Source organism: uncultured Ralstonia sp. (assembly GCA_913056305.1).
In the GTDB taxonomy this organism is placed as follows: Bacteria; Pseudomonadota; Gammaproteobacteria; order Burkholderiales; family Burkholderiaceae; genus Ralstonia.
The window spans coordinates 1-23,152 of record CAJXMR010000012.1; the positions used below are offsets into that span (position 1 = coordinate 1).

Consider the following 23,152-nt stretch of genomic DNA (forward strand, 5'->3'; position numbering starts at 1 on the left):
ACCATCGGCGTGCTCGTGCCCACCGCCACCAACCCCTACTTTGCGGAGCTGGCGCGGGGCATTGAAGATGTGTGTGCCGCCGCCGGCTACAGCGTCATCCTCTGCAACTCCGACGACGACCCCCGCAAGCAGCGCGACTACCTGCGCGTGCTGATGGAAAAACGCGTTGACGGCATCATCGTCAGCAGCGCCGGGCCAGACACGGCGTTGGTCGAAGCGCTCGGTGAATCCGCCCTGCCCATCGTGATGGTCGACCGCCCGACCGAAGGCATCCAGGCCGATCAGGTCCAAGTCGATCACGAAGAAGGCGCGTACATGGCGACCAAGCATCTGCTGGACCTCGGCCACCGCCGCATCGCCTGCATCAGTGGGCCTTCGGCATTGAGCGTGACGGCGGAGCGCCTGGCCGGTTTCCACCGCGCGCTGCGCGAGGCGGGCGTGCCCGAAGCCACCGCCCGCATTGCCGAAGGCGATTTCACCAGCCCCGGCGGCTACCGCGCCGCGCGCCAGCTGCTGACCGAAGGCGCGCCGGACCATGTCATGAATTGGGTGCTGGATGCTGCCGGCAATCCCGCCTTCGCCTTCAGCACGAATGGCCGCGGCGGCAGCGTCGTGCATTGGCGCACGCCCGAAGGCCGCTGGGCGGTCTGGCATGAAGTTGCCAGCGGCGAACCCAACCGGCGCCCACTGGCCATCGACCGCGCCGGCCGGCTCTATCTACTCGTGAACGAGAACGGCCGCATGGCCCTGCACCGGTCGGACAGCCTCGCGCCCGACGCGCCGACCACCCAGCTGGTGGGCTCCAATGTCTACAGCGTCTGGCCCCAGTTGCTGCGCGATGCCGACGACGTCCGGAATGCGGTCGTCGGCCGGCGGCGTGCCAAACAGGTCGGCAACCTCCTCGCCCACCACGAAGCGGCTGGCACCGGCCTGCGTGAACGGCTTGGCAACGGCGTTGCCCGCGGCATCCGACCCCACGCCCATGCCCGAGTAGCCGAGCAGGAACTGCTTGGCGAACTTGAGCGCGGCCGGCGAGCGGTCGTTCAGCCACAGCAGGATGCCGTCGTCGTCCATGGCGTGCGCGATCAGGTGCGGCAGGCTCGGATCCTTGCAGGTGGCGGCGAACTTCTCCCACGCGCAGTTGAGGGCGTCGGTCATGTCGCCATCGTTGATGATGGTGAGCTCGGCGCGGCTCTGCGGCGATTGCCCATGCTTGGCCGACAGGATCACGACCGTGTTGGACGGATCGACCGCCTTCACCAGCGCGCCCACCTTGTCGTCGACGAAGGTGAGCGCGCTCTGCAGCACCGGGCCCGGTACGGTGCCGTTGTTGGTGTAGCCGCCCAGGCCGCCCGTCACCTTGTTGCCGGTGTTGTTCGGGTCCGGGTAGTAGGCCGACTTGTTCAGCTTCTGCGCGGTCGACACGGCCTGGAAGTTCATGCCCAGGATGGCGGGCACGCCCGGCGTGCCGTTGCCAGCGTGGTCGTGGCCCTTGAGCCAGTTGAGCACGGCCTGGACCTTGAAGCTGTCGTAGCGCTGGGTGTTGGTGTTGTCCTTGGTCCAGTCGGGGCCGGGGCCGCCCGGCAGCGACGGGTCGGTCACCGAGCTGTTGATCTCGGGCGCGAACAGGTCGTCGATGCCCTGCCCGCTCGGGCCGTTGAGGATTTCATAGGCGGCGTGCTTGTCCGACCAGGCCGTATGCAGGCCGTGCTTGCGCGCAACCTCGAACACGGTGTTGACCTTCAGGTACTGGTGCGGATACACCGGCGTGCAGGTCACGGGCGACACCGGCAAGGTGGTCGGATCGATCAGGTCCTGGGCGTGGCCCGTCAGCTGGAAGATCTTGGAGAAATCGGCATACAGGCCGGGGATGCCCTGGCCGCTGTCGAGGCGGTTCATGTCCTTGGCAATGACCTCGGCGTAGAACACTTCCGCACCCGGCTTGGTGGTGTGGCAGTTGGCGGCCGTGGTGCCGGCCGGCAGCAGGCTGCGGCTATAGGCGTCGTCGTAGTAGATGCCGGTGGTCTTGGGGTTGCCGCCGGTCACCTGGCCGACCATGCCAGGAAAGGAGTCCGACGGGAACGGCGTGCGGGCGTTGCGGTACGCCACGCCCTGGTGCACCAGGCGCGCCAGCGTGGAGGCCGGATGGTTGCTGACGTACCAGTCGAGATCGGCCTGGTGCAGGCCGTCGACGGAGATCAGCAGGACGTGCTTGGCGTACGCGCGGTGCGCATCCTCGTCATCGGCCATCGCATGCGCGGACAGGCCGCAGGCAATCGACGCGAGTACAGCTAGGGTGAGGCTCTTCTTGGGGGGCAACACGGGACTCTCCTCAGGGAAACCGTCATGGGGACGGCCCGGCCACGCTACCAACGATGCATGTCTGTCCGGCGACCCGTCCATGTCATTTGCGTGACAGATGTAACGACCGGCCGCCAACCCCGTTGCGACAACGCCCACGCGGCCCTCAACCGTTTGATCGATCCCGCTAGAATGGCGTGCCGGCCGTTCCCCTCAACCCCACCCTTTCATGCCCGTGCTCTCTTCGCGTGCCCTGCCCCACGTCGTGTCCGCCTGCCTGCTTGCCCTGGGAGCCCTGTCTGGCTCTGCCGCACAGGCCCAAACCAGCCAGACCAGCAGCGCAGACGCCAACAGCGGCGACTGGAGCGTCGCCATCGGCCCCTCGGTGTTCGTGACACCCAAGTACCCGGGCGCGAAATCGAGCTTCGTGTTTCCATGGATCGATCAGGAAATCGAATACAAGCACCGCTTCTTCTCGAAGGGCATGGACTTCGCGGGCGTCTACCTGGCCAACGACGACACCTGGCAGGTGGGCGGCAACTTCCAGTTCGACCCGACCTGGCGCCACGCCGGCGACGATGCCCGCCTCAATGGCCTGGGCAACGTTAATGCCACCGTACGCGCCAAGGCGTTCGCGCAGTACACGGTGTCGTTCCTGACGCTCTCGACCGACGCCGAGCAGGACATCCTCGGCAACCGCCAGGGCCTGATCGCCAACGCCGATGCATATGCAAGCGCCCCGCTCGGCCGCTGGATGTTCAGCCTCGGCGCGGGACTGTCCTGGACCAACGGCCAGTACATCCGCAGCTTCTTTGGCGTGGACGACGGGCAGAGCGCACGCTCCGGCCTGCCCGTGTTCGCCACGCATGCCGGCGTGCGCGACCTGCATGTCAACGCCATCGTCACCTGCAAGCTGGACGACCGCTGGACCGCCAACGGCTCGCTGACGGTCGCACGTCTGCGCGGCGACGCCGCCGACAGCCCGATCACCCAGCGCCGCCAGCAAACCACGGCGATGGCCTCGCTCACCTACCGCTTCCGCTGAAACGGCGGCGCCCGGTCCAGAGAAGCGCCTCGCATGACGTTCGACCCGGCCACGCTCAAGGCGCTGTGCTTCGACGCACAGGGCACGCTGGTGGACTTCTACACCCCACTCGTCGAAGCGGGCGCTGCGCTGGCCGCGCGCCGCGGCTTCGTCGCCGATTGGCCCGAGGTCATCGCCCGCTGGCGCGCCGGCTACCGCGCGGGGATGGATGCGATCCTGGCCGGTCAACGGGGCTGGACCTCCACCGACGTGATCTACCGTGAAGCGCTGGACGCCCTGCTGCGCGATTTCCCCTGGGCCCAGCACGTGAGCACGGAAGACCGCGATGCGCTCAACGCGACGTGGAGCCGGCTACGTCCATGGCCCGATACGGTGCCGGGGCTGACCCGCCTGCGCACGCGCTACCTGACGGCCGCCCTGTCGAACGGAAGCATGGCTTCAGTGATACGCATCGCACGGCACGGCGCCCTGCCCTTCGATGGCCTGCTGAGCGGGGAACTGGTGCGCTCGTTCAAGCCGGACCCGAAGGTCTACGCGCTCGCGGTGCAATCGCTGGGGGTGGCGCCGGGCGAGATCATGATGGTGGCATCGCACAAGTACGATCTGGTGGCGGCACGCGCGCAGGGGTTTCGTACGGCGTTCATTGCGCGGCCGCTGGAGTTCGGGCCGGGGGCGGCGGTGGACATCACGCCAGACCCTGCTTTCGACTGCAATGTGACGAACCTGGAAGACCTGGCAGACCAGCTCGGTGCCTGATCTCAGCACCGGCCCAGAGCAGACGAGTTCCGCTGATACGTCGTTTGGTTGGTAATTCCTACCCAAACGGGCGGGGTCACTGCGGTCTTGGCTGGGTAGAAATGACAACGCCATGCAACGGCACGGCGCGCAATCGGTTGCGCTGCCCCAAAGTAGCGCATCGCTGAAGACGATGGCCCGCGCACGAGCCAAACACCTATCAAACCAGAACATCGGCCGCCGGCATCTCATCCAAATGGCCCATGCTTCTTTTTAGCAACAAGGGGCCCCACCCCCTCCAGCAACCGCTGCGATTTTGATAGGCTGTACTTCAGCAGGCGATCGCTTCCGATCATCGCGTGCGGGTCGCGACAGCCTGTCTCCACACCAGTGGGTTGGCACCTGACAAACAGGAGGGCTTCACCATGTTGCGGTGGATTGCAAACTGGGCCTTGAACCACGCCCCCTCTCCCGAGAAGCAAGCGGAGCGCGCACTGCACGAGTTGCGCATGGAGCTGTACCAGGCCGAACAGCGTGTGCTCGACGCGCAGATGCATGCGGACTACTACCGCGCACGCCTGACCTTTCTGGAAGAGGTCGTCAAGAAAGGCATCGAGCGGGTCTCCGACCAGCGCAAGGGCCGGCAGGAAAGTGCGCATGCGCTGCGTACCGGACTCAAGTTCACGGCGGAACTGTGGCGCGAGTCGCAGGCGCGTGAATCGCATGTCCTGCGGCGGCGTACGGCGATGTCGTTCGTGGACGCGCAGGACGCGCACATGGACCCACCCCGCGACGCGAAGATCCATCACCTCTCCGAGCTTCCGGCTGGTTCGCATTTCGATGGTGGAGCCAATCCGCTGCCACACGCCAAGCACGTGGCCGCCGAAAAGTTGTAGCCCCCCCCCCCCGCGGGGCGGACCTGTACGTCGGTACTCCACCACGCCCGCTCAGATGCGCAAAGGAAAACGCCCCGCAATGCGGGGCGTTTTCCATGATGGCTCAGGCAGCTCAACGGGCCACGAGATCCAGCCGCGCACCAAGCTCGACAACCCGGTTTGGCGGCAGCCCAAGGTGCGAGGTCACGTCCAGCTCGTTCTTGTGCATCCGCACGAACAGATGCAACAACAGGCGTTTGAAGATATTGCCGCGCTCCGGCGGCACCAGCGACTCGCGCCCCAGATAGAACGAGGTCTCCATCGGGTCATAGCAGGCACGGCCGATCTTGACCGAGACGCGCTCGAGCAGCTTCGGCACGTCGACCGCTTCCAGATAGCCATAGCGGGCGACGATGCGGGTGAAGCCAAGTTCCAGGGCTTCGACCGTGAAGCGGCCGGCCTGTGGCACGCGCGGGATCTCCTCGGTCAGCAGCGTGAGCAGCACCACATGCTCGTGCAGCACCTGGTTATGTTTGAGGTGATGCAGCAGCGTGGTCGGCACCGACGTACCTGCCGCCATCAGGAACACGCCCGTGCCCTTGATGCGGTACGGCTGCGACGCCGCCAGGCTTGCGATAAACACGTCCAGCGGCAACCCTGAATCCTGACGCGATTTGCGCAGCGCGCGCAGCCCAAACAGCCACGCCAGCGATGCCACAAAGGTGAGCGAGCCGATCGCCAGCGGCAGCCAGCCGCCATCGGCAAACTTCATTGCATTGGCCACCAGGAAGGCCATGTCGATCACCATGAAGGTGCCGGCCACCAGCGCGACGCGCCACAGCGGCCACTTCCAGCGCACGCGGGCAAAGGCCGCAAAGAGGATCGTCGTGATGGCCATGGTGGTGGAAACGGCAATCCCGAACGCCGCGGCCAGCCGGTCGGACGAGCGGAACAGCAGGACGACACCGATGGTGGCGAACATCAGAACCCAGTTGATGCCGGGCAGGTAGATCTGCCCCGCCGTGCTCGACGACGTGTGCTTGATCGTCACGCGCGGCGACAAGCCCAGCTGCGCGGCCTGCCGCGTGAGCGAGAACACCGCCGAGATCAACGCCTGCGACGCAACGATGGTGGCCAGTGTGGCCAGCACCACCATGGGGTACACGCCCCACGACGGCACCATCGAGTAGAACGGTCGGGCAGCTGCCGCGGGTTCGCGCAGCAGCACCGCGCCCTGCCCCAGGTAGCTGGCCGTCAGCGCCGGCAATGCCAGGCCATACCAGGCCAGGCGGATCGGCCGCGCGCCAAAGTGGCCCATGTCGGCATAGAGCGCCTCGCCGCCGGTCAGGCACAGGACTACCGCCCCGAGCGCGAGAAAGCCGTGGAAACCGTTGTTGATGAAGAACGCGACGCCGTGCATCGGGTTGAGCGCCAGCAGGATCGACGGCGTCTGCGCCACCGACACCACGCCCAGGATGAAGATCACCACGAACCACGTGCCGAGCACCGGCCCGAACGCCACGCCCACCTTGCCCGAGCCCAGCGGCTGGATGGCAAACAGGCCCACCAGGACCACGACCGTCAGCGGCACGATGTAGGGAGCAAAGGCGGGCGTCGCCACTTCGAGGCCTTCCATCGCGCTGAGCACCGAGATGGCGGGCGTGATGACGCCGTCGCCATACAGCATGGCGGTGCCGAACATCGCCAGGAGGATCCAGCGCAGCGCGCGCTGGTTGGCCGACCGCCCGGTGCGGTCGCCCACCAGCAGCGCCAGCAGTGCCAGCAACCCGCCCTCGCCGTGGTTGTCGGCCCGCATCAGGACGAACACGTACTTGACGCTCACCATCAGGATCAGCGACCACAGGAACAACGAGACGATGCCCACGACGTTGTCTGGCGTGGGCAGCACGCCATGGGTGCCGTGGAACGCCTCCTGCATGGCATACAGCGGGCTGGTGCCGAGATCGCCGAAGACGATCCCGAGCGCGGCCAGCGCCAGGGCCGCCATGCCGGCAGTCTGCGTGGGAGAGGCTTGCGGGGGCGCGGAAGATGCGGTCTGGGTCTGCATGGGCTCACGGGTTCTCGTTCGACAGGGTTCGTCAGACGAACCCGGGCACTATAGCTGCACGACCCGCCAGCCTTCACTCAGATTTGGATGATTTACAAGAATGCGCAACATCAGCTCGACAGTTTTGACATTGCGCCAAACAATGCGCCGGCGCCGGTGCGCGCGCCCCTGCAAAGCCGGCCTGCCCTTGGACAAGGATGTCGCCTTCGGAAGCGGCCTCTGCGCGCTCGCCGTTGTTCCGATTTACCCAGCCGCATCTTGAAGATTGCCCGCGAGTCGAGCCGCAGCCCCGGGCGACTCCGTCACTGCCAACCAACCGAGAGACGGCCGACAGCGCCATGCCGCGCGGTCCTGGCGAGCGCCACCCGACCTGCCCGGATCGCGCCAACGTAGTACGTCTCCCCAGAAGAAGTGTGGGAACCCACCCCATTTCGATCCCCCAAGCCCGGCACCTAACATTGCAGTCATGAGGTGACAGCGGGCAGCACATCAGGGGAAAGCCATGACGACTGGGCGTGCACTGTTCAAGCCAGCAGCAGCGCTGTGGCTTGCGTTCACCTGTTTGCTGTTGCCGACGGCACATGCGAACCCGCTGTTTGCCCGGCAGACCGGGCTCAATTGCGCGTCGTGCCACACCATCTATCCGGAACTCACGCCGTTCGGCCGGAAATTCAAGCTGACCGGATACACGATGGGGGAGCGCGAGAAGGTACCGCTGGCGTTGATGACCGTCGTTTCCAGAAACTCAATCGCTGACGACACCAACAAGTCAAACGGAACGCCGCTCTTTGCGAAGAACAAGGATTTCGTGCTGGAGGCCATCAGCATCTTTAGCGGCGGGAAATTCACCGACAACGCCGGCGCATTTGTCCAGTGGACATACAACAACATCACCACCGCGGACAACCTCAATTTTGCCGGGCATGGCGCGCTCGACAATACCGATCTGCGCCTCGTGAAAAAATTCGGCTCCGAAGAGAAGCCGACCGTCATCGGCCTGACGGTGCACAACAACCCCACCGTGCAGGATGTCTACAACACCGCGCCGGCCTGGAGTTTCCCTTACTGGAGCCCGAGTGTTGCCGCACCGGGCCGCGGCACCCCGACCTTTCTCGAGCGGGGCGTGCGCGTCGCGGGCATCGGCGCATATACGTACCTCTTTGATTCGCTGTACTTAGAGGGGACGTCATATCAGACGGCAAAAGGATGGCTCTCGGCATTGCAACTCGGTAACCCGGACAATCAACGGGTGTTGCTCACCGGCGCCAATCCGTATTGGCGCATTGCCTATACCCTCGGCGATGAACACCAGAATCTATCGCTGGGGCACTTTGGCACCATTGCCGACGTTGCAACACCCGAATCCGGATTGCCAGCGGACCAATTCCACGACCTGGGATTCGACGCGCAATTCCAATACATCTCCCCGGATGATCATCACATCATCAGCGCCCAGGCGACCTACATCGACGAGCGAACGAAATGGCGCACGGGTTTCCCCAACGGGCTCAACGACAACCCCACGTCCAAGCTGCGCTCCGCCCGCGCCAAGGCAACCTACGTGTACGACCACACCTACGGCGTGACCGCCGGAGTGTTCAAGGTGACGGGCGATCCTGACTTCTTAAGATTCGGCTCCACCACGGGCACGCCGGATACCACGGGCTACATCGTCGAACTCGACTGGTGGCCGAAGTTCAAGGTCCCATTCGATCCGCAAATGAATGTTCGACTCGGCATTCAGTACACGGGCTACACAAAGTTCTTGGGCAGCTCCGCCAATTACGACGGCACCATGCGCAGGGCCCGCGATAACAACACGTTGTTCTTTTTCGCCTGGTTCATGTTCTAGGCACGCGGAGAACCATACGCCGTTCATTTTCAGATGTCCCTGCAGGTTCGGCGTATCGAAACGGACATGACGTGTGTCGTCACTGTCGCAACCGGCAGCAATTAGGGAGCGCAGGCCATGAACCCAACCAAGACCATCTCGCGCCGGACCATGCTGCGCCGAAGTGCCAGCGTGGCAGGCACCATCGTGCTGGCCCCGATCGTGTTCTACCCTCGGTGTGCCCAGGCCAGCGCTGGCAACAAGGCGATGCTCCACTACCAGGACAGCCCCAACAACGGCCAGAAGTGCTCGGATTGCACGGCGTTCAAGCCGGGGCCCGAATCCGCGCCCGACACGGGCACGTGCAAGGTCATCGGTGGCCCCGTCAGCCCGACCGGCTGGTGCATGGCGTTCTCGCGCCGCTAGGGCTTGGGGCTTGCGCGAACGACGCACTACATGGCGGTCGACAGCCGCCGGTAGTGCGCCATCACCGCCGGCACGTAGGATTGCGTCTCCGCAAAGGCTGGAATCCTGTAGCCGGCGCGGATCACCGCGTTCTCGCCGGCGTTGTAGGCCGCCAGGGCCAGCTCGATGTTGCCGCCAAACAGGTCCAGCAGCAGGCGCAGATACTGCGCGCCGGCATGCACGTTGGTGCGTGGATCAAACAGATCGCCCGTCGCAAAGCGCCGGGCGGTTTCCGGCATGAGCTGCATGAGGCCGCGCGCGCCCTTCCTGGACACGGCGCGCGGGTTGAAGCCCGATTCGACCGCGATGATGGCCTGCAGCAGTTCGGGCTGGACATTCCACTTGCGGCCGGCTTCCGAAATGATGTCGCCAAAGCGGGACATGTCGATCACGCCGGTGCCGGCCGCGTGCGCGCTCTCGGCCCCAGCCGAAGCGGGCTCCGATTGCTTGGCGACAATCACGCGCAAGCCCGGGCTGCGCGAGCTGGTCGGCAAGTTGGTGAGGACCACCGTGCCGTCCGCCCGCACCGTGCCGAAGATCTGCGCCTGCACCGGCTGCGCCCATGCCATGCCCACGGCCAGGGCCGTGGCCAGCGCGGCGCCCGTGAGCGATGCATGCATCTGCGCCCCCACCAGTGCGTCAATGCGCCGCGACGAGCATGTGGAACGAATCGAGCAGCTCGTCAGCCGTGGCAAAGCCGTCGATACGCAGCCAGTCCTTGCCCGGCGCGGCGCGCAGCAGCACCACCGGGTTGTGGTCCATCTTGTCCTCCCGGAACACGTTGAAGGCCTTCTGCGCCGCCACGCTGGCGGCCAGCGTGCCGGTGTAATGCTGCCATTCCGGCCCCGCGCCAAACTTGGCCGCATAGGCGCGCAGGCGTTCGGGTGTGTCGTTCTCCGGATCGATCGAGATCGACACCAGGTGCACCTTGTCCCGGTCGGCGCCGAGCTTGCTCTGCAGTTGGGACAGCGTCTGGCTGATCACCGGACAGATCGACGTGCAGGTGGTGTAGATGAACGTCAGCACCACGGGCCGCCCATCATTGATCTCGTCCTTGAACGACACGGTGCGATTGTCGTCACGCACCAGCATCACGTCGGGCAGGTTGTAGGCCACCTGCGACATCTTCATGTTGCGCATCATGTGATGGTGCGCATGCGGATCGGTCTCGTCGTGCGCCGACGCCGGCGGCGCCGAGATCCCAACCATGGCGGCTGCCGCCAGTGCGGCCAGGCGCATGGATACGCGCAAAACAGGGTTCATGTTGCCCTCCGGGCTGGATGGTTCTCCTCTTCATTGTGGACATCCACACAACGGATCGGCAGGAGGATCACCCCACCGGGCCGGTAGGGAAATCCAGCCGCGGCGCTACCGTGCAACAGGGGTGTCGCGACGCAGCGTTGCTAGGGCACGATCCAGTCACCATCCGCGGCGATGCGCGTCCCGCTGGCCTCGGAAAAATGCACCATATACCCGCCCTTGGAGGCGAAACGCTGCCCAGGCGCGAGGCTCAGGCGCGGGTAGTAGCCGGTGATGACCCGGCGCTCGACCATGTCTTCGAAGATCTCCACGAGATGGTCGCGCACGAAGGTATCGGCCATGTGGCCCAAGGTCTCGGCAAGCAGCCCGCACGCCAGGAACGTGTCGGCCTGCACCTGTTCGTCCACGATCGGGATATGCCGGATCGCAAACCACCCGAGCGCGTAGTCGACGCGCACGCGCCTGCGCTCCGGCAGGTCGAATGGATAGGCGATGTGTGTCACGTCGCGCCAGCTCGCCGGCAACGGCGCACGCTCAAGGCCGCCCATCAGCCCCGAGATGAACACGGTATGCGGCGGCACAGTCTTGCCCAGCGCAGCGAGATCGGCCGGGCGCAGCCAGAGGACCAGCGCATCGTCGCGGCGCATGCCGCCCAGCGCCTTCGCCAGGCTCTCGCCCGGTGCCAGCGCGCGACTCGTCACGTCGATGCCCCGCTCCTGCAGCCTCCGGGCCAGTGCCCGCGCGCCGGCTTCGCCGTTGTCGCCGCTGCGGTAGACCTGGCGCACGGCCTTGAGCGCATGGTTGCGGACCGCATCGCCGATTTCCGTGGCGAACAGCCCGGCCTCCAGCAACACGCCGCGCGAGAAATACAGCGCGTAGAAGTCGTCATGGCCGGTCTCGGGAACCTCGACGTTCGGAAACAGGCACGGCACCGCGGCACGCTCGCAGAATGCGCTCACGGGCGCCCAGTTCTTGCCGCCCAGCCCCGAGATCACGGCAAAGACCGGCTCGGCAGCCATATGCTGCTCGAGTTGCGTCCCCCACGTTTCCGGCGGCCCGCGCAGGTCCCAGACGTGCAGTTGCCATTGCCGGTTGACCATGTACATCATCTTGCGCGACGACCGCAGCGGCGGCGTGGCGCCAAACGGAAACGCGTTCTTTTCCGCAACGTAGTGCTCCAGCACGTCCAGCATGCCCTGGCGCTTCACCGGATCAGCGTCCGGCGTGATGATCGTCGCAAAGTGCAGCACACCGTCGCCCACGCCAGGCGCACGGCGCGGGTCGAGCCGCTTCAGATAGGCGATCAAGGCCGCCATCTCGCTGTCGTCCAGCGCGAAATGCGGCATCAGATAGTTGAGGGGTCGCCCCTGGGCATCGATCCCGTCACGGATCGCCCGTGCCAGCGTCGCATCGGTGTACGGCTCGTGATCGCTGCGCATGGTCTCGACGTAGGGGATATCGAGGTCCTCGGCGCTTTTGGCGGACGGGTGGAACAAATACCGGCCGGTGATCGGCGGGATGTTCGTCAAGCCCGATTTCGAGCCGAGGCCGCTGCGCCGATGGCAGTTGACACAGGCTGCCGCCGCGCCGTCCATGCGCAGGCCGCCGTCACGCATGGCCTCCAGAGGCGCGCCGGAGGGAAGCACGCCCTGGCGGAAGATCGCCTCGCCCGGGTCGGTCGAGATTGCGCTGCCCGCCGGGCCCGCAGGCACGGCGAGCAATGTGATGGAACACGCCGCAAGCAGCGCGCGGAAACCCGCTTTCCACCTGCGCCGGCTGCCATGCAGAGGGGTCACGGCGCGCCTCCGTTGCTATTGAGCAGGCACGCTGCGCGGCATAGGGGAACCCGGCCCGGTGTCCGGACGCACCTCCACCGAGCGGCTGTGGTCGGACGAGACCAGTGGCCGAGCGAACAAGCTGTCGTCCAATTTAGGGTTGAACTGCACCTTGTCGATCATGATCTTGTCGCCTGCCTGTCCGGGCCCCGCATTGCTTTCGATGAGCAGCGGCAGCTTGACGGATTCGACGGTCTGGTAGTTGCGGTAGTACACGGTGATCCTGACCGGCTGCCCCTGCAGGCCACGCGCCTCGCGTTCGTACTTCAGCTCGAGGAATGTTTCCGCATCGACCCAGACATGGCGCACCGCACCGGATGGCATCCGCACACCCAGCCGAAACGCCTTGTGGCCGTCCACGTCTTCCGTGCCTTCCAGCTTGATCGCGATGCCCTTCTCGGCATGATCGATCAGCAGGCCATCAATGACCTGTTCGTCATGGGCAAACTTGAGCTCTTCCGGCGAGTACGGCTGCACAGTCGGGCCCTCGCCGCGCCGCATTGGACGTAGCTTCCAGCCTTGCGTGCCGTCGTAGACGCGCAAAGCCATGCGGTTCATCGAAACGATTTCGAAGCGGGTCTTGTTCGGGCGACTCATCGCCAGGACAAAGTGTGCGGGCGCGTTGGTGCTATCCACGTGCCCAACCCAGACCATTGTGTTGATCTTGCGCCATGCGTCTGCACCGCCACGCGCAGCGGCATTCTTCTCAACGATTTGCGCCACGGTAGGCATGCCTGCCGCGTTCTGCTCGGTACCGCCCGCGCAAGCTGAAAGGCATACAGCCAGCGCCAACGCTGCAATCCGTCTCATGATTGCAATCCCCCCGGTTTGCACGCCCACTTAGTGGTGGCCAGCTTGCGCTCCCGTTTGCACACTTGCCAGTGCTGGCTTACTGAACAGCCCGTCGTCGACAGGTGAATTCACCGCCACGCGTTCGATGGTGATCTTGTGGGTCTGCTTGACGCCCTGCACCACCGTTTCGAGCACATGCGGCACCTTCAGGCCGTGCTCGGTCCGGTAGTCACGAAGGTAGACGGCGACATCACGCATCTTGCCGTCAAGCCTGCGCGGCTCGCCATCGATCTTAATATCTAGGAACGTCGCCGCGTCGACCCACACGTGCTTGGTGGAACCGTCCTTCATGGTCAGTTTCAGCTTGTAGGCGCGGTGCCCCTCAACCATGTCCGTGCCGTTCATGGCGATCTGCGTGCCCTTGCTGGCGTAGTCCACCAGCGGTCCATCCAGTTCGGACGAGGCCGCGGCCGACTTCAGTTCCTCCGGCGTATAAGGATCGACCTCGTCGCGGCCAAGGAAAGGCCTGACCTTCCAGCCCTGCGTACCGTCGTACACCTGCACCGCCGCCTGCCCTGCAAAACGGAGTTCGAGGCGATTCTTGTGAGGCCGCTTCATCGTCATCTCGAACGGCAGGGTCGAATTCTTCTTGCCGCCTGCGTCCATCTGCCCGGACATCACCATCGTATTGACCGCGCGCCATGCCTGCAGGCCACCCCGCGCAGCAACGTTGCGCTCGGCAATCTGCGCCGCGCTGAGCCGGCCTGAATCAGCAGCCGCGGCGGCAGATGCGGCAAGCGCGCACGCCAGGCTCACTGCCAGCAAGTGAAAACGTGTCATCACAGCCCCCTCTTCATGTCTGGCGTATGGCCGGATGCCGTCGCCAGGTCACTCGACCATCAATCCATCCAGATGAAAAGCGCCGGCCACCACGTTGACGCGATCGCCGTGCTTGACCAGGTTGCCCTTGTTGGAAAACACCATCCAGTACACCCTCCCCGGCTGCAGCTGCCCCGTCTGGCGCAATTGCCCGACGGTATCCATCGCGGGCACCTGCAGCAGCGCGCGGCTGCGCTGACCAAACAGATACGGCATCACGTTTTTGTCCGCCAGCACCCTTGCTGCCGCCGGATCGATCACGCGGTAGCTGAGCCGGATCAGATTGCCCGACGCCGTCAGCCGCACGTGGGGTTCGTTGATGCCGGCGTAGGCACCGTAGTACAGCATTGCGTGGCCGGTCGCCTTCATCGGGAGGTAGGGCGAGTCCTTTTGCGCCTGAGCGACAGGGCCCGCCGTTCTGCCGCCGGGCCAGAACGGGGCGCTTGAACATGCGCCAAGCGCCGCCGCCACTGCCAGCCCTGCCATGAGCGCCATCGGCGCGTGGGTCCGCCCGCTCATGGCTGCTACCCTCCGAACGGGAAGCCGAAACCCGCCCCCTGGAACCCGCGTGGGAACCGGCCTTGGAACCCACCCGGCAATTCGCCTCCTGGCGCACCGGGCGCCCCGTTCGGGAACCCGCCAGCTGGTGCACCAGCCGCGTTGCCGGGGGGCCCACCCACCGGCGGGCGACCTTGCGGTCCACCCACCACGCCACCACCACCACCGGGTGCGCCAGGCGCTCCAGCTCCACGCTGCCCTCGCCTACCCTGCCCACCCAGGAACCGACTTTGCGGCCGCAAGGCAAACAAGCCCAGCAGGTGGTTGGACGGGCTCCACTGCACCGCCCCGATGTCGTAGCGGAACGGTCCCCGAGCGTTACCGAAGAAGTCGTACGACGGTGCACCATCCGCGGTCCCGTTGGCGATTGCCGACGATCCAGGCTGGATCGTGTAATTGCCCATCGCCGGCTGGCCTGCCCCAGGCGTGGTTGGATTCGCCGCATTGACCAGCGACAACGGACCGTACTGCAGGTTGATCCAGTTGTTGCCCTCGTCCGGCGTGGCCGAAGGCGTCAGGCTGAACAACGGGTTCGGGATGACGGCGTCCGAAATGCCCGGCGGCACCTGGATGCCGTTGCCACCCACTTCCGGCGGCCGGCGCGAACCGTTGCAATACTGGCTGGTCACCGCCGGATCGCCACCCTGGTTGGAGCCGTCGTAGTCGGCAGTGTCGGTCAGGACCGAGTACATCGGGTTCAGCGTGTAGCCTGAATCGTGAGTCGTTGCTCCCATATCACCCATGACACCGATGTCCCAGTAGTGCGCATTCGGATCGCAGTAGCCCGTCACCTGGTTGGCCTGGTTCAGCGTCGGCAGCAGCGTGACGATGTTCTGCAGGCCCTGGATGCCCGCGTCGAGTCCTCCCACTTGGATATGGAACGTACGGTTCTGCCAGAAGAGGTTGTTGGTCATCAACGGGTCGGAGATCTGCGTGCAATTGTCCATCCCGTCCGGGCACGAGCCGTCCGAGCCGACGAATGCACTCACGAACTTCGCCGTATGTGGCGCCACTTCAAGCCCTGCCGGCTGCTCGGTCGATGTCGTGATCGGCTGGCACGTGGTGTCCGCACCCACGGTCGTGCAGTTCGGCGGGCCGACGTTGGCCATGGCGGCCCCATCGGTGTTGAACAGCACGCCTGACGAGGCAGTCGCATCGTTCGAGATGACCGTGTTGTTGATGAAGCTCACATTCACGGCATCCTGCAACGACACGCCACCACCCGCCCAGCCGGCCACGTTGTTGCCGATGATGTTGTTGATGACCGTCACGTCGTGCCACTTGGTCGGGTCGGTGGGGCTGCGCTGCACATCGGTCCCGTTGATCAGTTGCAGCCTGAGCCCGCCGCCCTTGCCGCTTTCTGCGGTATTGCCCATCAACAGGTTGCTGTCGATCACCAGGCCCGGGCCAGCGCCATCGGACAACTCCGGAGCGCAATCCACGTCGACCAGGGAGTTCTCGCAGAACGTGCCGTCCGGCGGTACGCCCATGGCCACGATGCCGCCGCCATAGGTTGGCAACGTCGGGTTGTTGCTCTGGTTGAACAGCACCCAGTTGCGCGCGATCTGGCCGTTGTAGCTGAAGCCAAAGTGCGCGATACCGCCGCCGTCGCCCCCGCTGATGTTGCCGCACACCCAGTTGTCGTTGAACTTGTAGTAGTCCGCTCCGGTGCAGAAGGTCACCCCACCCGCCGAGGCCGGCGTGGTCGAGTTGATCTCGTCCCCGTACGACGCATTGCTGGTGACCGCGTTGTTGTGCACGTTCACATCGTGGTTGTACAAGAACGGCAGCTCTGTCACGCCATCTGCGCCGCCGATGGTGCCATCAATCGTCTCCACCTGCCCGACGGTGATGCCGCCGGTGAGTGTGCCCGCATTGCTCATTACACGGTTATTGGCGATCTCCAGGTTGTGGTTCCAGCCGTGCACGAAGATGCCACCGCCGCCCTGCGAGCTGTTGGTGAACGTGATGCCATCGATGCGCGACGGGTTGCACATGAAGTTGCTCGGGAAGTTGTTGCAGTCAGCCGCGCTGTTTGTGAGCGTGTGGCAGATGCCGTTCCCGGCACACTGCGCATCATCTGCCAGCGTCCCGCCCGCCACTTCCCGCACGCCCTTGGCAAGCACGGTAATGGCCGCCCCTTCATAGGCCCCCATCAGCGTCGGCTCCATCAGCAGTTCGCCAAGATTGCCGTTGAGCGTCGAGTCCCAGCCGACGATGGGTTCCAACGGGATCGGGTCGACCTGGCCCTGCATTGCCGGCTGCGCCGGTGTTGCCGTCGCTGGGCAGCTGTACCCGCTCGTGCCGCTTGGGTCGTACGGATTGTTTGCGCCGATCATCCAGCCGTTCAGCGCCACGCCAAACAGGCAGTCCACCTTTGCGCGCCACGGATCCATCTTGCCGGACGGATGCGTATTGGCATTGACGACAACCGACGCTGCGCCCACGCCCTGCAGTTGCACGGGCTTCCACATCAAGAGCATCTCCTTGTAGCTGCCCGGCCCGACGAGGATCAGGTCGCCCGGCGTTGCCTGATCGATGGCCTTCTGGATCGCATCGTTGGTCGGGTTCTCGCCATTCACGTAGGTCGGCGGCTTGCCGCCAATGGTGACGGTCACGGCGTCAACCGACTTCTTGCCGTTGTCCGCAGTGATGACCAGTTCGCCGCAGAACGACGGGGTCTGGCCAGCGGCCTGGTTGTACTGCTGGATCGGGCAACTCGATTGATCCGCCGTCAACGGTGGCACCATCACCTTGATCTGCGTGTCGCCCCAGGCCGTGACCACCGCGGGTTGGCCACCGATCGTCACCTTGCTGTGAGGCCCTTGGCCTCCAAAGCCGTAGTGTCGCGTGACGAACTTCTGGTTGAACGGCTCTGTTGTCGCAGACGGGCCGGTGTAGCCATTGTTGGGCGCTTGCTGATCACCGAGTGCATTGATCGTCAGCGTGTGCAGCGGAGCACTGACCCACGGCCCCTGGGCATCATCGCTGACCACCGTCGAGACCGCAGGCGTGGCATCTGGATACGCGCAATCCGGCTGGTTGTATCCGTCCGCAAAGGCTTGCACCGGCACGACGGGCGTGTCCATGTACTGCGTCTGCCCTGGCATGAACGGAATCTCGTAGCAGAACTGGCTGTAGGCCGGATTATAGAGCGGGTCGCGGATGGTCTGGCCCGGGTGCGCCGGGTCAGGCATGTCCGGATCGTTCATGCAGGCCACCATCATGTTCGGTGCATAACCGGTCGGGTTGGGCGGGTCAACTTCCCAGGTCGAGTAGGTCAGGCCGTTATAGATGCCCCATTGGTCCGAATACAGACGTGAGATTTCGTTGCCGGCAAAGTCCTTGATCGAGATCGGCACGTTCGGGACAGCAAACTTCTCGCCAAACTGCGGCGAATACGGATCGAACTCCGACGAGAAGTCATCCAGCATGAAGCCCGTGAAGTGCGAGGCGACGTGCGTCGAGCTGAACAGGTAGAACTTCGCCCGGACGGACATCTGGTTGTCGAGCCTGACCAACTTGCGGTCGCAAAGGTTGCGCGACGCGCCGGCAAACGGCGCCACTTGCTTGGACTGCGGGAAGATGCTCATGTAGTCCGGCACGATGCGCTTGGCGCCCACGCACGGCCAGTAGGTCTCGGTCATGCCGGTGTCGCCCTCGCTGCGCGGGAACGTGATGGAGCCGAAATTCGACGTTGGGTTCTGCGGGTTGTTGGGGTTGTAATAGGCGTTCACGGCAGCCTGGTCGGGCATGATGTAGATGTTGCTCAAGCCGGCAAACTGCTGCGTGACCGGGGCGATGAAGTTGTCGCCGATCAGGATGTTCTTGTCTTCCTCCTTCATCAGCTCATAGCCGGGCGGCACGACCACTTCCACCACGTACTTGCCGGGGGGCAGCATCACCGTCGTGGGGTCAGCCGGATCGAAGGCCTTGCAGACGTTGGGATCGCAGTTCGTGCCCTGGTTGCCTGGGAGCGGCTTGCCGGTGGTTGCATCTCTGGCAATGACGCTCGGGAACTTGTACATCCCGTCGTACGGCGCAGGCTGCAATTGGTTGAAGACATGCATGCCGTCATAGCACTTGAATTGCGAGTGGCTTGGCAACGCGCGCTGTTGCGGATCCAGCCAGTTCGGCGTGTCCTTCAGCGTGAAGAAGTACGGGTCCTTGGTTTGATCCTCCTGCCCCGGGCAATTCATGAATGGAACGCCGTCGGAGCGGAAGCCTTGCGCCCAGTCGTCCCAACTGGTCGACAGCGTGTGGTCCACGAGTTTCAGCGTCGTGGAGCCATCCGGGGCGGCCGTCTCCTGGTACAGATTGACGGTCACTCTCGGGATGTTCGGGATCCACTTCGTATGCACTGTCAACGTCGGGTCGTCGAACGCACGCGTGGATGCATACACCACTTCACCTTGGATGCCGCCGTTTTCGGTGGGCGCGAACGCCTTCTTGCCGAACTCGATAAACCCGGCCTGGCCCGAGAAGCCTTGCCAGCCCATCGTGGTCGCCCACGGCGGGTCGATCCGGCCAGTGGACGGGTTGCTGCCGGTGCGATCAATGCAGTCCGCATCGTTGCAATAGACCGCGCCAGGCACTCGCTGATTGGCTGGCAAATGCGCCGTCTGCGACTCCTGGGTGTTCGCCAGATAGGCTGCGATCTTCGACTGCCCACCGAGTTTGTTCACCGGATCGTCCGGCTGGCCGCCTGCGTCGTAGACGACGTGCACACCCGTTTGCTTGTACCGCGTCGTATCCGCCTCCACCACATACCAGTTGAACAGCGGGAACACCTCGTTGAACGGCATGTAGCCGTTGAGATCGGTGGCGCCCAGGTTCGAGATGCTGCCGTCACGGAACCGGATGTTGGTCGGCACCATGGCCAGGCCGGGGTCGGTGTCGCGCGACACGCCGTCTCCAACCAGGTCGAGGAACGTGCGCGTGTACAGGTTCGTTTGCCACTGCAGCACGGCAATGTCGCCAACGTTCTTCGTCGTGGCCGTTGCACCGGCCGTGAGCGTGACCGCCCGCGCCAGGCCATCGACGATCTGGTCATTCCACTGGTCAAACACCGTCAGCCTGAAGTTGCCGTCCGGCAGACCGCTCATGCTGAACGTGCCATCCGCGTTGCACTTGGTGAAGGCGATGTCATCGCCGTCGGTATCGCCAAAGCTCACAAAGCACTGCGTGAAGCTCAGTGGCTTGCGATCGCCGCTGCCATACAGGTTCTCGTTGGGCGGGCGGCTGTAATGCAGGTTCGTGACACGGCCCGTTACGGTGTTGTTGCAGTTGATGCCTTGGCAAAACACCGGCAGGCGGTCGTTGATGATCTTCGGATTGGCAAAGCCGATCGACACGTGGAACCCGGCCGGGCCGAACTCCTGGAAGTAGGCCGGACCGCCCACCTTGATGAAGGAGTCATGCGCCTTCTGACCGTCCAGCGTGTTGGTCTGCAGCCACTGCTCGCCGCGCCCGATACGGTCGGCAGCGGGCGTCGCGATGATGCCGTAACGGCCCGGCATCAGGTTTGCGATGACCGCCTGGCCAACCAGCGGCGAGACGACCGCGGTCACCGTGCCATCCGCCTTGACCTCAAACTTCGGGCAGGTCGGGATCATGCCCACGATGCCGTCTGGCTTTGCCGAAATCGAGCACGCATTGAACCCCGTGGCCGGGTCGATCGTGCCCTGCAGCGCGTTGCTCAACGGCATGTTGAACATGTCGTAAGTCATCTGGCCGGTCGGGTCACCCGTGCCGCCTGCGTCATCCCACATCTTGATCTCGAAACCGCCGAGACCGGGCTCGCGGGCGGTCCCCCCCGCGTCGCTGCCGCCATGCACGTCAACCTCGCCGTTGAGCGGGGAGTCGTCCTCGAACACGAAGATCGAGACCTTCGCTGTCTTCAGCGGCGTTTGCTGCAGCAGAATGTTGACGGTCGACTGCCCGGCCGCGATCGGGGCACCGCCCAGACCGTGTCCGCACTTGCCGGCAGGTGGCATGAAATCCGCACCGCCCGGGCCGGATGGGCAATCCTTCGCAATGTCGAATTGCCGCACGCCACCCGGGCTGGCTGGATCCACCACCGGAGCACCGGCGCCGTTTGTAAACCCATTGCCCGCATCGCCAGGCAGGATCGAGATGAAATAGCGCTTCTTCGGGTCCAGCACGACCTGGCTCGGACTGACTGGCGTCTGCTGCTGCGCCGTGCCATCCGTGCGGCAGGTACCGTTGCCGATGTCGCACACCGTGGCCACATGCGTACCGGTGGCCGGATTGAACACCGTCTGGCCGCTCTCGCACGCGTAGATTGGCACCAGCGGATTAGGACCCCAGCAGCCTGCAGCGACCACTGGCATGTAGCTCGTGTGGAAGTTCGTACCCAGGGTCTGCACCGGCAGCGGCGGGCAGGTCGCCGGCCTGACGTTCGCTTTGGTCGAATTCACCTGGCATGCCGGGTCGACATAAACGGTGCGGTCTTCCTCGATGATCCACCGGTAGTCGGTGATGGGCGTGCCAGTCTTGGCATCCTTCACAACGACGTTAAGTCCGCTGCCGGCCTTGAAGGTCACGGTCGCCGTTCCGGGCGTTGTGCTCGTTCGATTCTCCGAATTAGTGACGTTGTAGCTGAAGGTCATCACCACCGACGAACCGGCGGTGGTGGGTGGCGAGGCCGGCGTCGCCACGAACGAGCCATCCGGATTCAGCGTGACGATGCCATTCGTCGCGGAGCCGGCAACAATGGCGGCCGTCATCGACAGACCGGTCGGATCCGTCGCGGAGGCCAGGACGCCCGGAGACGACGAGCGGTATTGAGATGCGACCTTGCTATTGAAGGCCGCGTTGCCAGCCGTCGGCGCGCCGCCCAGGCACGTAGGACCGGCGACGCCTTGCCCGCAGGCGGTCAGGGCCGTCAGCGTCACGGTTGACTTCGGGCCGGTAGGGCCGTTGGCTTGGAACGTGAAAGTATCGTGCGCCGTATTGAGGGCCGGCACATAGGTGAACGTGCCGTCGGCATTGAGGGTGAGGGAGCCGGCCGTCGTCGCTGTCACCAGCTGGACGCCATACACACCGGTGGTATTGGCCAACACGCCCTTGGCCGGGTCCGAGACCGACAGCGTCGTGTTAGGCGCGAAATAGTAGGTCGACGTGTTGGGGACCGTCACACCGCTTGCGGCTCCCTGCTGCGTCGGCAGAACGCCGTTGTTCACGCTGATGTAAGTCAGCATGCCGCCGTCGCGCTGGTTGTCGGTCGACAGGCTCAATTGCCGGTCGTACACAGGGATGGCGGCCGCACCTGCCGCAGGCGCATTGATCAACACGTCAAACACCTTGCCGGCAGGCAGGAACACTTCGTTCTGCACCTTCCATAGACCGGGCTGGACGTGGGCGTCCTCGGCAATCAGCGCGAAGCCAGAAGCCGGCTTTGCACCCGGCACCGTGACAACCTGCGTGCCGACCATGGACGGCACGTGCATGCGCAGGCCGGCGTTGACGAAGCGCACAAGAACCTGGCTCGTCGACGCGGCGATGCTGTTCACAAAAACCTGCGAGCGGGACGGATTGTTGCGGTCGAACGCGACGCCGTTGATCAGGTAGTACCGCGGGTCGTAGTTGACCATCGGCGGATAGCAGGTGCGGTAGTTGGCGTTGCCGGGTGTTGGATCACCGCATTGGTGCGGCTGGCCCGACCACGGCTTGGTCTCCACGAAGCCGGTCGTCACCACGTCGAGCGCGATCTCGCGGTTGAGCACCGGATCGATTTCGCCCAGCACCATCGGTACGTCGGCGTCGTAGTTGACGATCGAATTGGCGCTCGAATAGGCCACGCCGCGGCCGCCCGCGGCGGGAGCCGTCGTGACGACGAGCACCCCGTACAGGCCCATCGGCCCTTGAATCGACGGATGCGTGCCGGATTCGATCAGGTACGTTCCGGGATTCAGTTTTGCCCATGTCAGCGCCGTGGTCGCGCCATGCGCGACTTCGGTCGAGAACGACTGCACACGCGCCGATTGCGACGGCGGGTGGAAGATCACGGGTGGCGGGTTGCCCTGCCCCGCAACGCCGCTTGCAGGCGTGACGGTCGACCAGGTCGTCGCACTCAGGTCTGGATGAGTTGGGCTCGCCGCGGTCGTCGCAGTGGTGCCCAGGCCGCCGCCAGGCTGCCCGACCATCGTGAGCGAGGTCGGCACGGCACCGGGCAGGTTGTTGGTCAGGTTGATCGTCAGGGGGCCGGGAGGCACCGTGATGACCACCGGTGACCACCCCGCGCCGGCATTCGGATTCGCTGCCGCGCAGGTGGCCGGCGCGGTGATCGCGCCGCACGAATAGCCCCACATTGGCACGATCTGGCCATCCGGCAGCGTGGCGTTTGCGCTGGCCGCCGTCAGGTTCACGGATTGCGCGAACGACATGCCGCTCGCTGCCACGAGAATCGATGCCACAAGTCCGGCCTTCCTGACCAGGCCGAAGAGCGTCGCATTGAACGGATCGGATCTCATCGCCTTACTCCCG

The 23,152-nt window shown here is 64.7% G+C and carries 13 protein-coding genes and 2 pseudogenes; 6 read left to right on the top strand and 9 right to left on the bottom strand.

Features of this window, described 5'->3' with window-relative positions:
• A pseudogene (locus QZ609_RS03785) lies at window positions 1-525 on the top strand (substrate-binding domain-containing protein); the annotation flags it as partial.
• A 192-nt stretch (window positions 526-717) separates the two neighbouring features.
• Here the strand turns inward: QZ609_RS03785 and QZ609_RS03790 are convergent.
• Window positions 718-2,319 carry an alkaline phosphatase family protein gene (locus QZ609_RS03790; RefSeq protein ID WP_365900890.1) on the bottom strand — a complete coding sequence of 534 codons (1,602 nt, stop codon included), beginning with the start codon at window positions 2,317-2,319 and terminating at the stop codon, window positions 718-720.
• Between the two features lie 211 nt (window positions 2,320-2,530).
• Here QZ609_RS03790 and QZ609_RS03795 point away from each other — a divergent pair, with 211 nt between their 5' ends.
• The 3 genes and pseudogenes from QZ609_RS03795 to QZ609_RS26725 all read left to right on the top strand — a co-directional run.
• Window positions 2,531-3,346: a MipA/OmpV family protein gene (locus tag QZ609_RS03795; protein ID WP_295491270.1), complete on the top strand. Its 816-nt coding sequence runs from the start codon at window positions 2,531-2,533 to the stop codon at window positions 3,344-3,346.
• 33 nt (window positions 3,347-3,379) lie between these two features.
• Window positions 3,380-4,102, top strand: a complete 723-nt coding sequence (locus tag QZ609_RS03800) for a haloacid dehalogenase type II (RefSeq protein WP_295491273.1) — start codon at window positions 3,380-3,382, stop codon at window positions 4,100-4,102.
• 404 nt (window positions 4,103-4,506) lie between these two features.
• Window positions 4,507-4,698: pseudogene (locus QZ609_RS26725) on the top strand (hypothetical protein); the annotation flags it as partial.
• A gap of 391 nt (window positions 4,699-5,089) precedes the next feature.
• Here the strand turns inward: QZ609_RS26725 and QZ609_RS03810 are convergent.
• Window positions 5,090-7,024: a potassium transporter Kup gene (locus QZ609_RS03810; RefSeq protein ID WP_295491279.1), complete on the bottom strand. Its 1,935-nt coding sequence runs from the start codon at window positions 7,022-7,024 to the stop codon at window positions 5,090-5,092.
• A gap of 502 nt (window positions 7,025-7,526) precedes the next feature.
• Between QZ609_RS03810 and QZ609_RS03815 the strand changes: the two genes are divergently transcribed.
• Both QZ609_RS03815 and QZ609_RS03820 read left to right on the top strand, forming a co-directional pair.
• The gene (locus tag QZ609_RS03815) at window positions 7,527-8,876 is read left to right on the top strand and encodes a cytochrome C (RefSeq protein ID WP_295491282.1); all 1,350 of its coding nucleotides are present in this window, start codon (window positions 7,527-7,529) and stop codon (window positions 8,874-8,876) included.
• A 117-nt stretch (window positions 8,877-8,993) separates the two neighbouring features.
• The gene (locus QZ609_RS03820) at window positions 8,994-9,281 is read left to right on the top strand and encodes a high-potential iron-sulfur protein (RefSeq protein WP_295491285.1); all 288 of its coding nucleotides are present in this window, start codon (window positions 8,994-8,996) and stop codon (window positions 9,279-9,281) included.
• Window positions 9,282-9,307: 26 nt separating this feature from the next.
• Here QZ609_RS03820 and QZ609_RS03825 read toward each other — a convergent pair whose 3' ends face one another.
• The 7 genes from QZ609_RS03825 to QZ609_RS03855 form a co-directional block, all read right to left on the bottom strand.
• Window positions 9,308-9,940, bottom strand: a complete 633-nt coding sequence (locus tag QZ609_RS03825; protein WP_295491288.1) for a lytic transglycosylase domain-containing protein — start codon at window positions 9,938-9,940, stop codon at window positions 9,308-9,310.
• Window positions 9,941-9,959: 19 nt separating this feature from the next.
• Window positions 9,960-10,583, bottom strand: a complete 624-nt coding sequence (locus QZ609_RS03830; protein ID WP_295491291.1) for an SCO family protein — start codon at window positions 10,581-10,583, stop codon at window positions 9,960-9,962.
• A 140-nt stretch (window positions 10,584-10,723) separates the two neighbouring features.
• Window positions 10,724-12,301 (bottom strand): cytochrome c, encoded by a 1,578-nt coding sequence (locus QZ609_RS03835; RefSeq protein ID WP_295491369.1) that lies wholly within the window; start codon window positions 12,299-12,301, stop codon window positions 10,724-10,726.
• 90 nt (window positions 12,302-12,391) lie between these two features.
• Window positions 12,392-13,147, bottom strand: coding sequence for a hypothetical protein (locus QZ609_RS03840; RefSeq protein WP_295491293.1), 756 nt, complete (start codon window positions 13,145-13,147; stop codon window positions 12,392-12,394).
• A 108-nt stretch (window positions 13,148-13,255) separates the two neighbouring features.
• The gene (locus tag QZ609_RS03845) at window positions 13,256-14,047 is read right to left on the bottom strand and encodes an outer membrane lipoprotein-sorting protein (protein ID WP_295491295.1); all 792 of its coding nucleotides are present in this window, start codon (window positions 14,045-14,047) and stop codon (window positions 13,256-13,258) included.
• Between the two features lie 48 nt (window positions 14,048-14,095).
• The gene (locus QZ609_RS03850) at window positions 14,096-14,605 is read right to left on the bottom strand and encodes a hypothetical protein (RefSeq protein WP_295491298.1); all 510 of its coding nucleotides are present in this window, start codon (window positions 14,603-14,605) and stop codon (window positions 14,096-14,098) included.
• Between the two features lie 5 nt (window positions 14,606-14,610).
• Complete coding sequence (locus QZ609_RS03855; protein WP_295491301.1) at window positions 14,611-23,139, bottom strand: Ig-like domain-containing protein; 8,529 nt, start codon at window positions 23,137-23,139, stop codon at window positions 14,611-14,613.
• Window positions 23,140-23,152 lie beyond the last annotated feature (13 nt).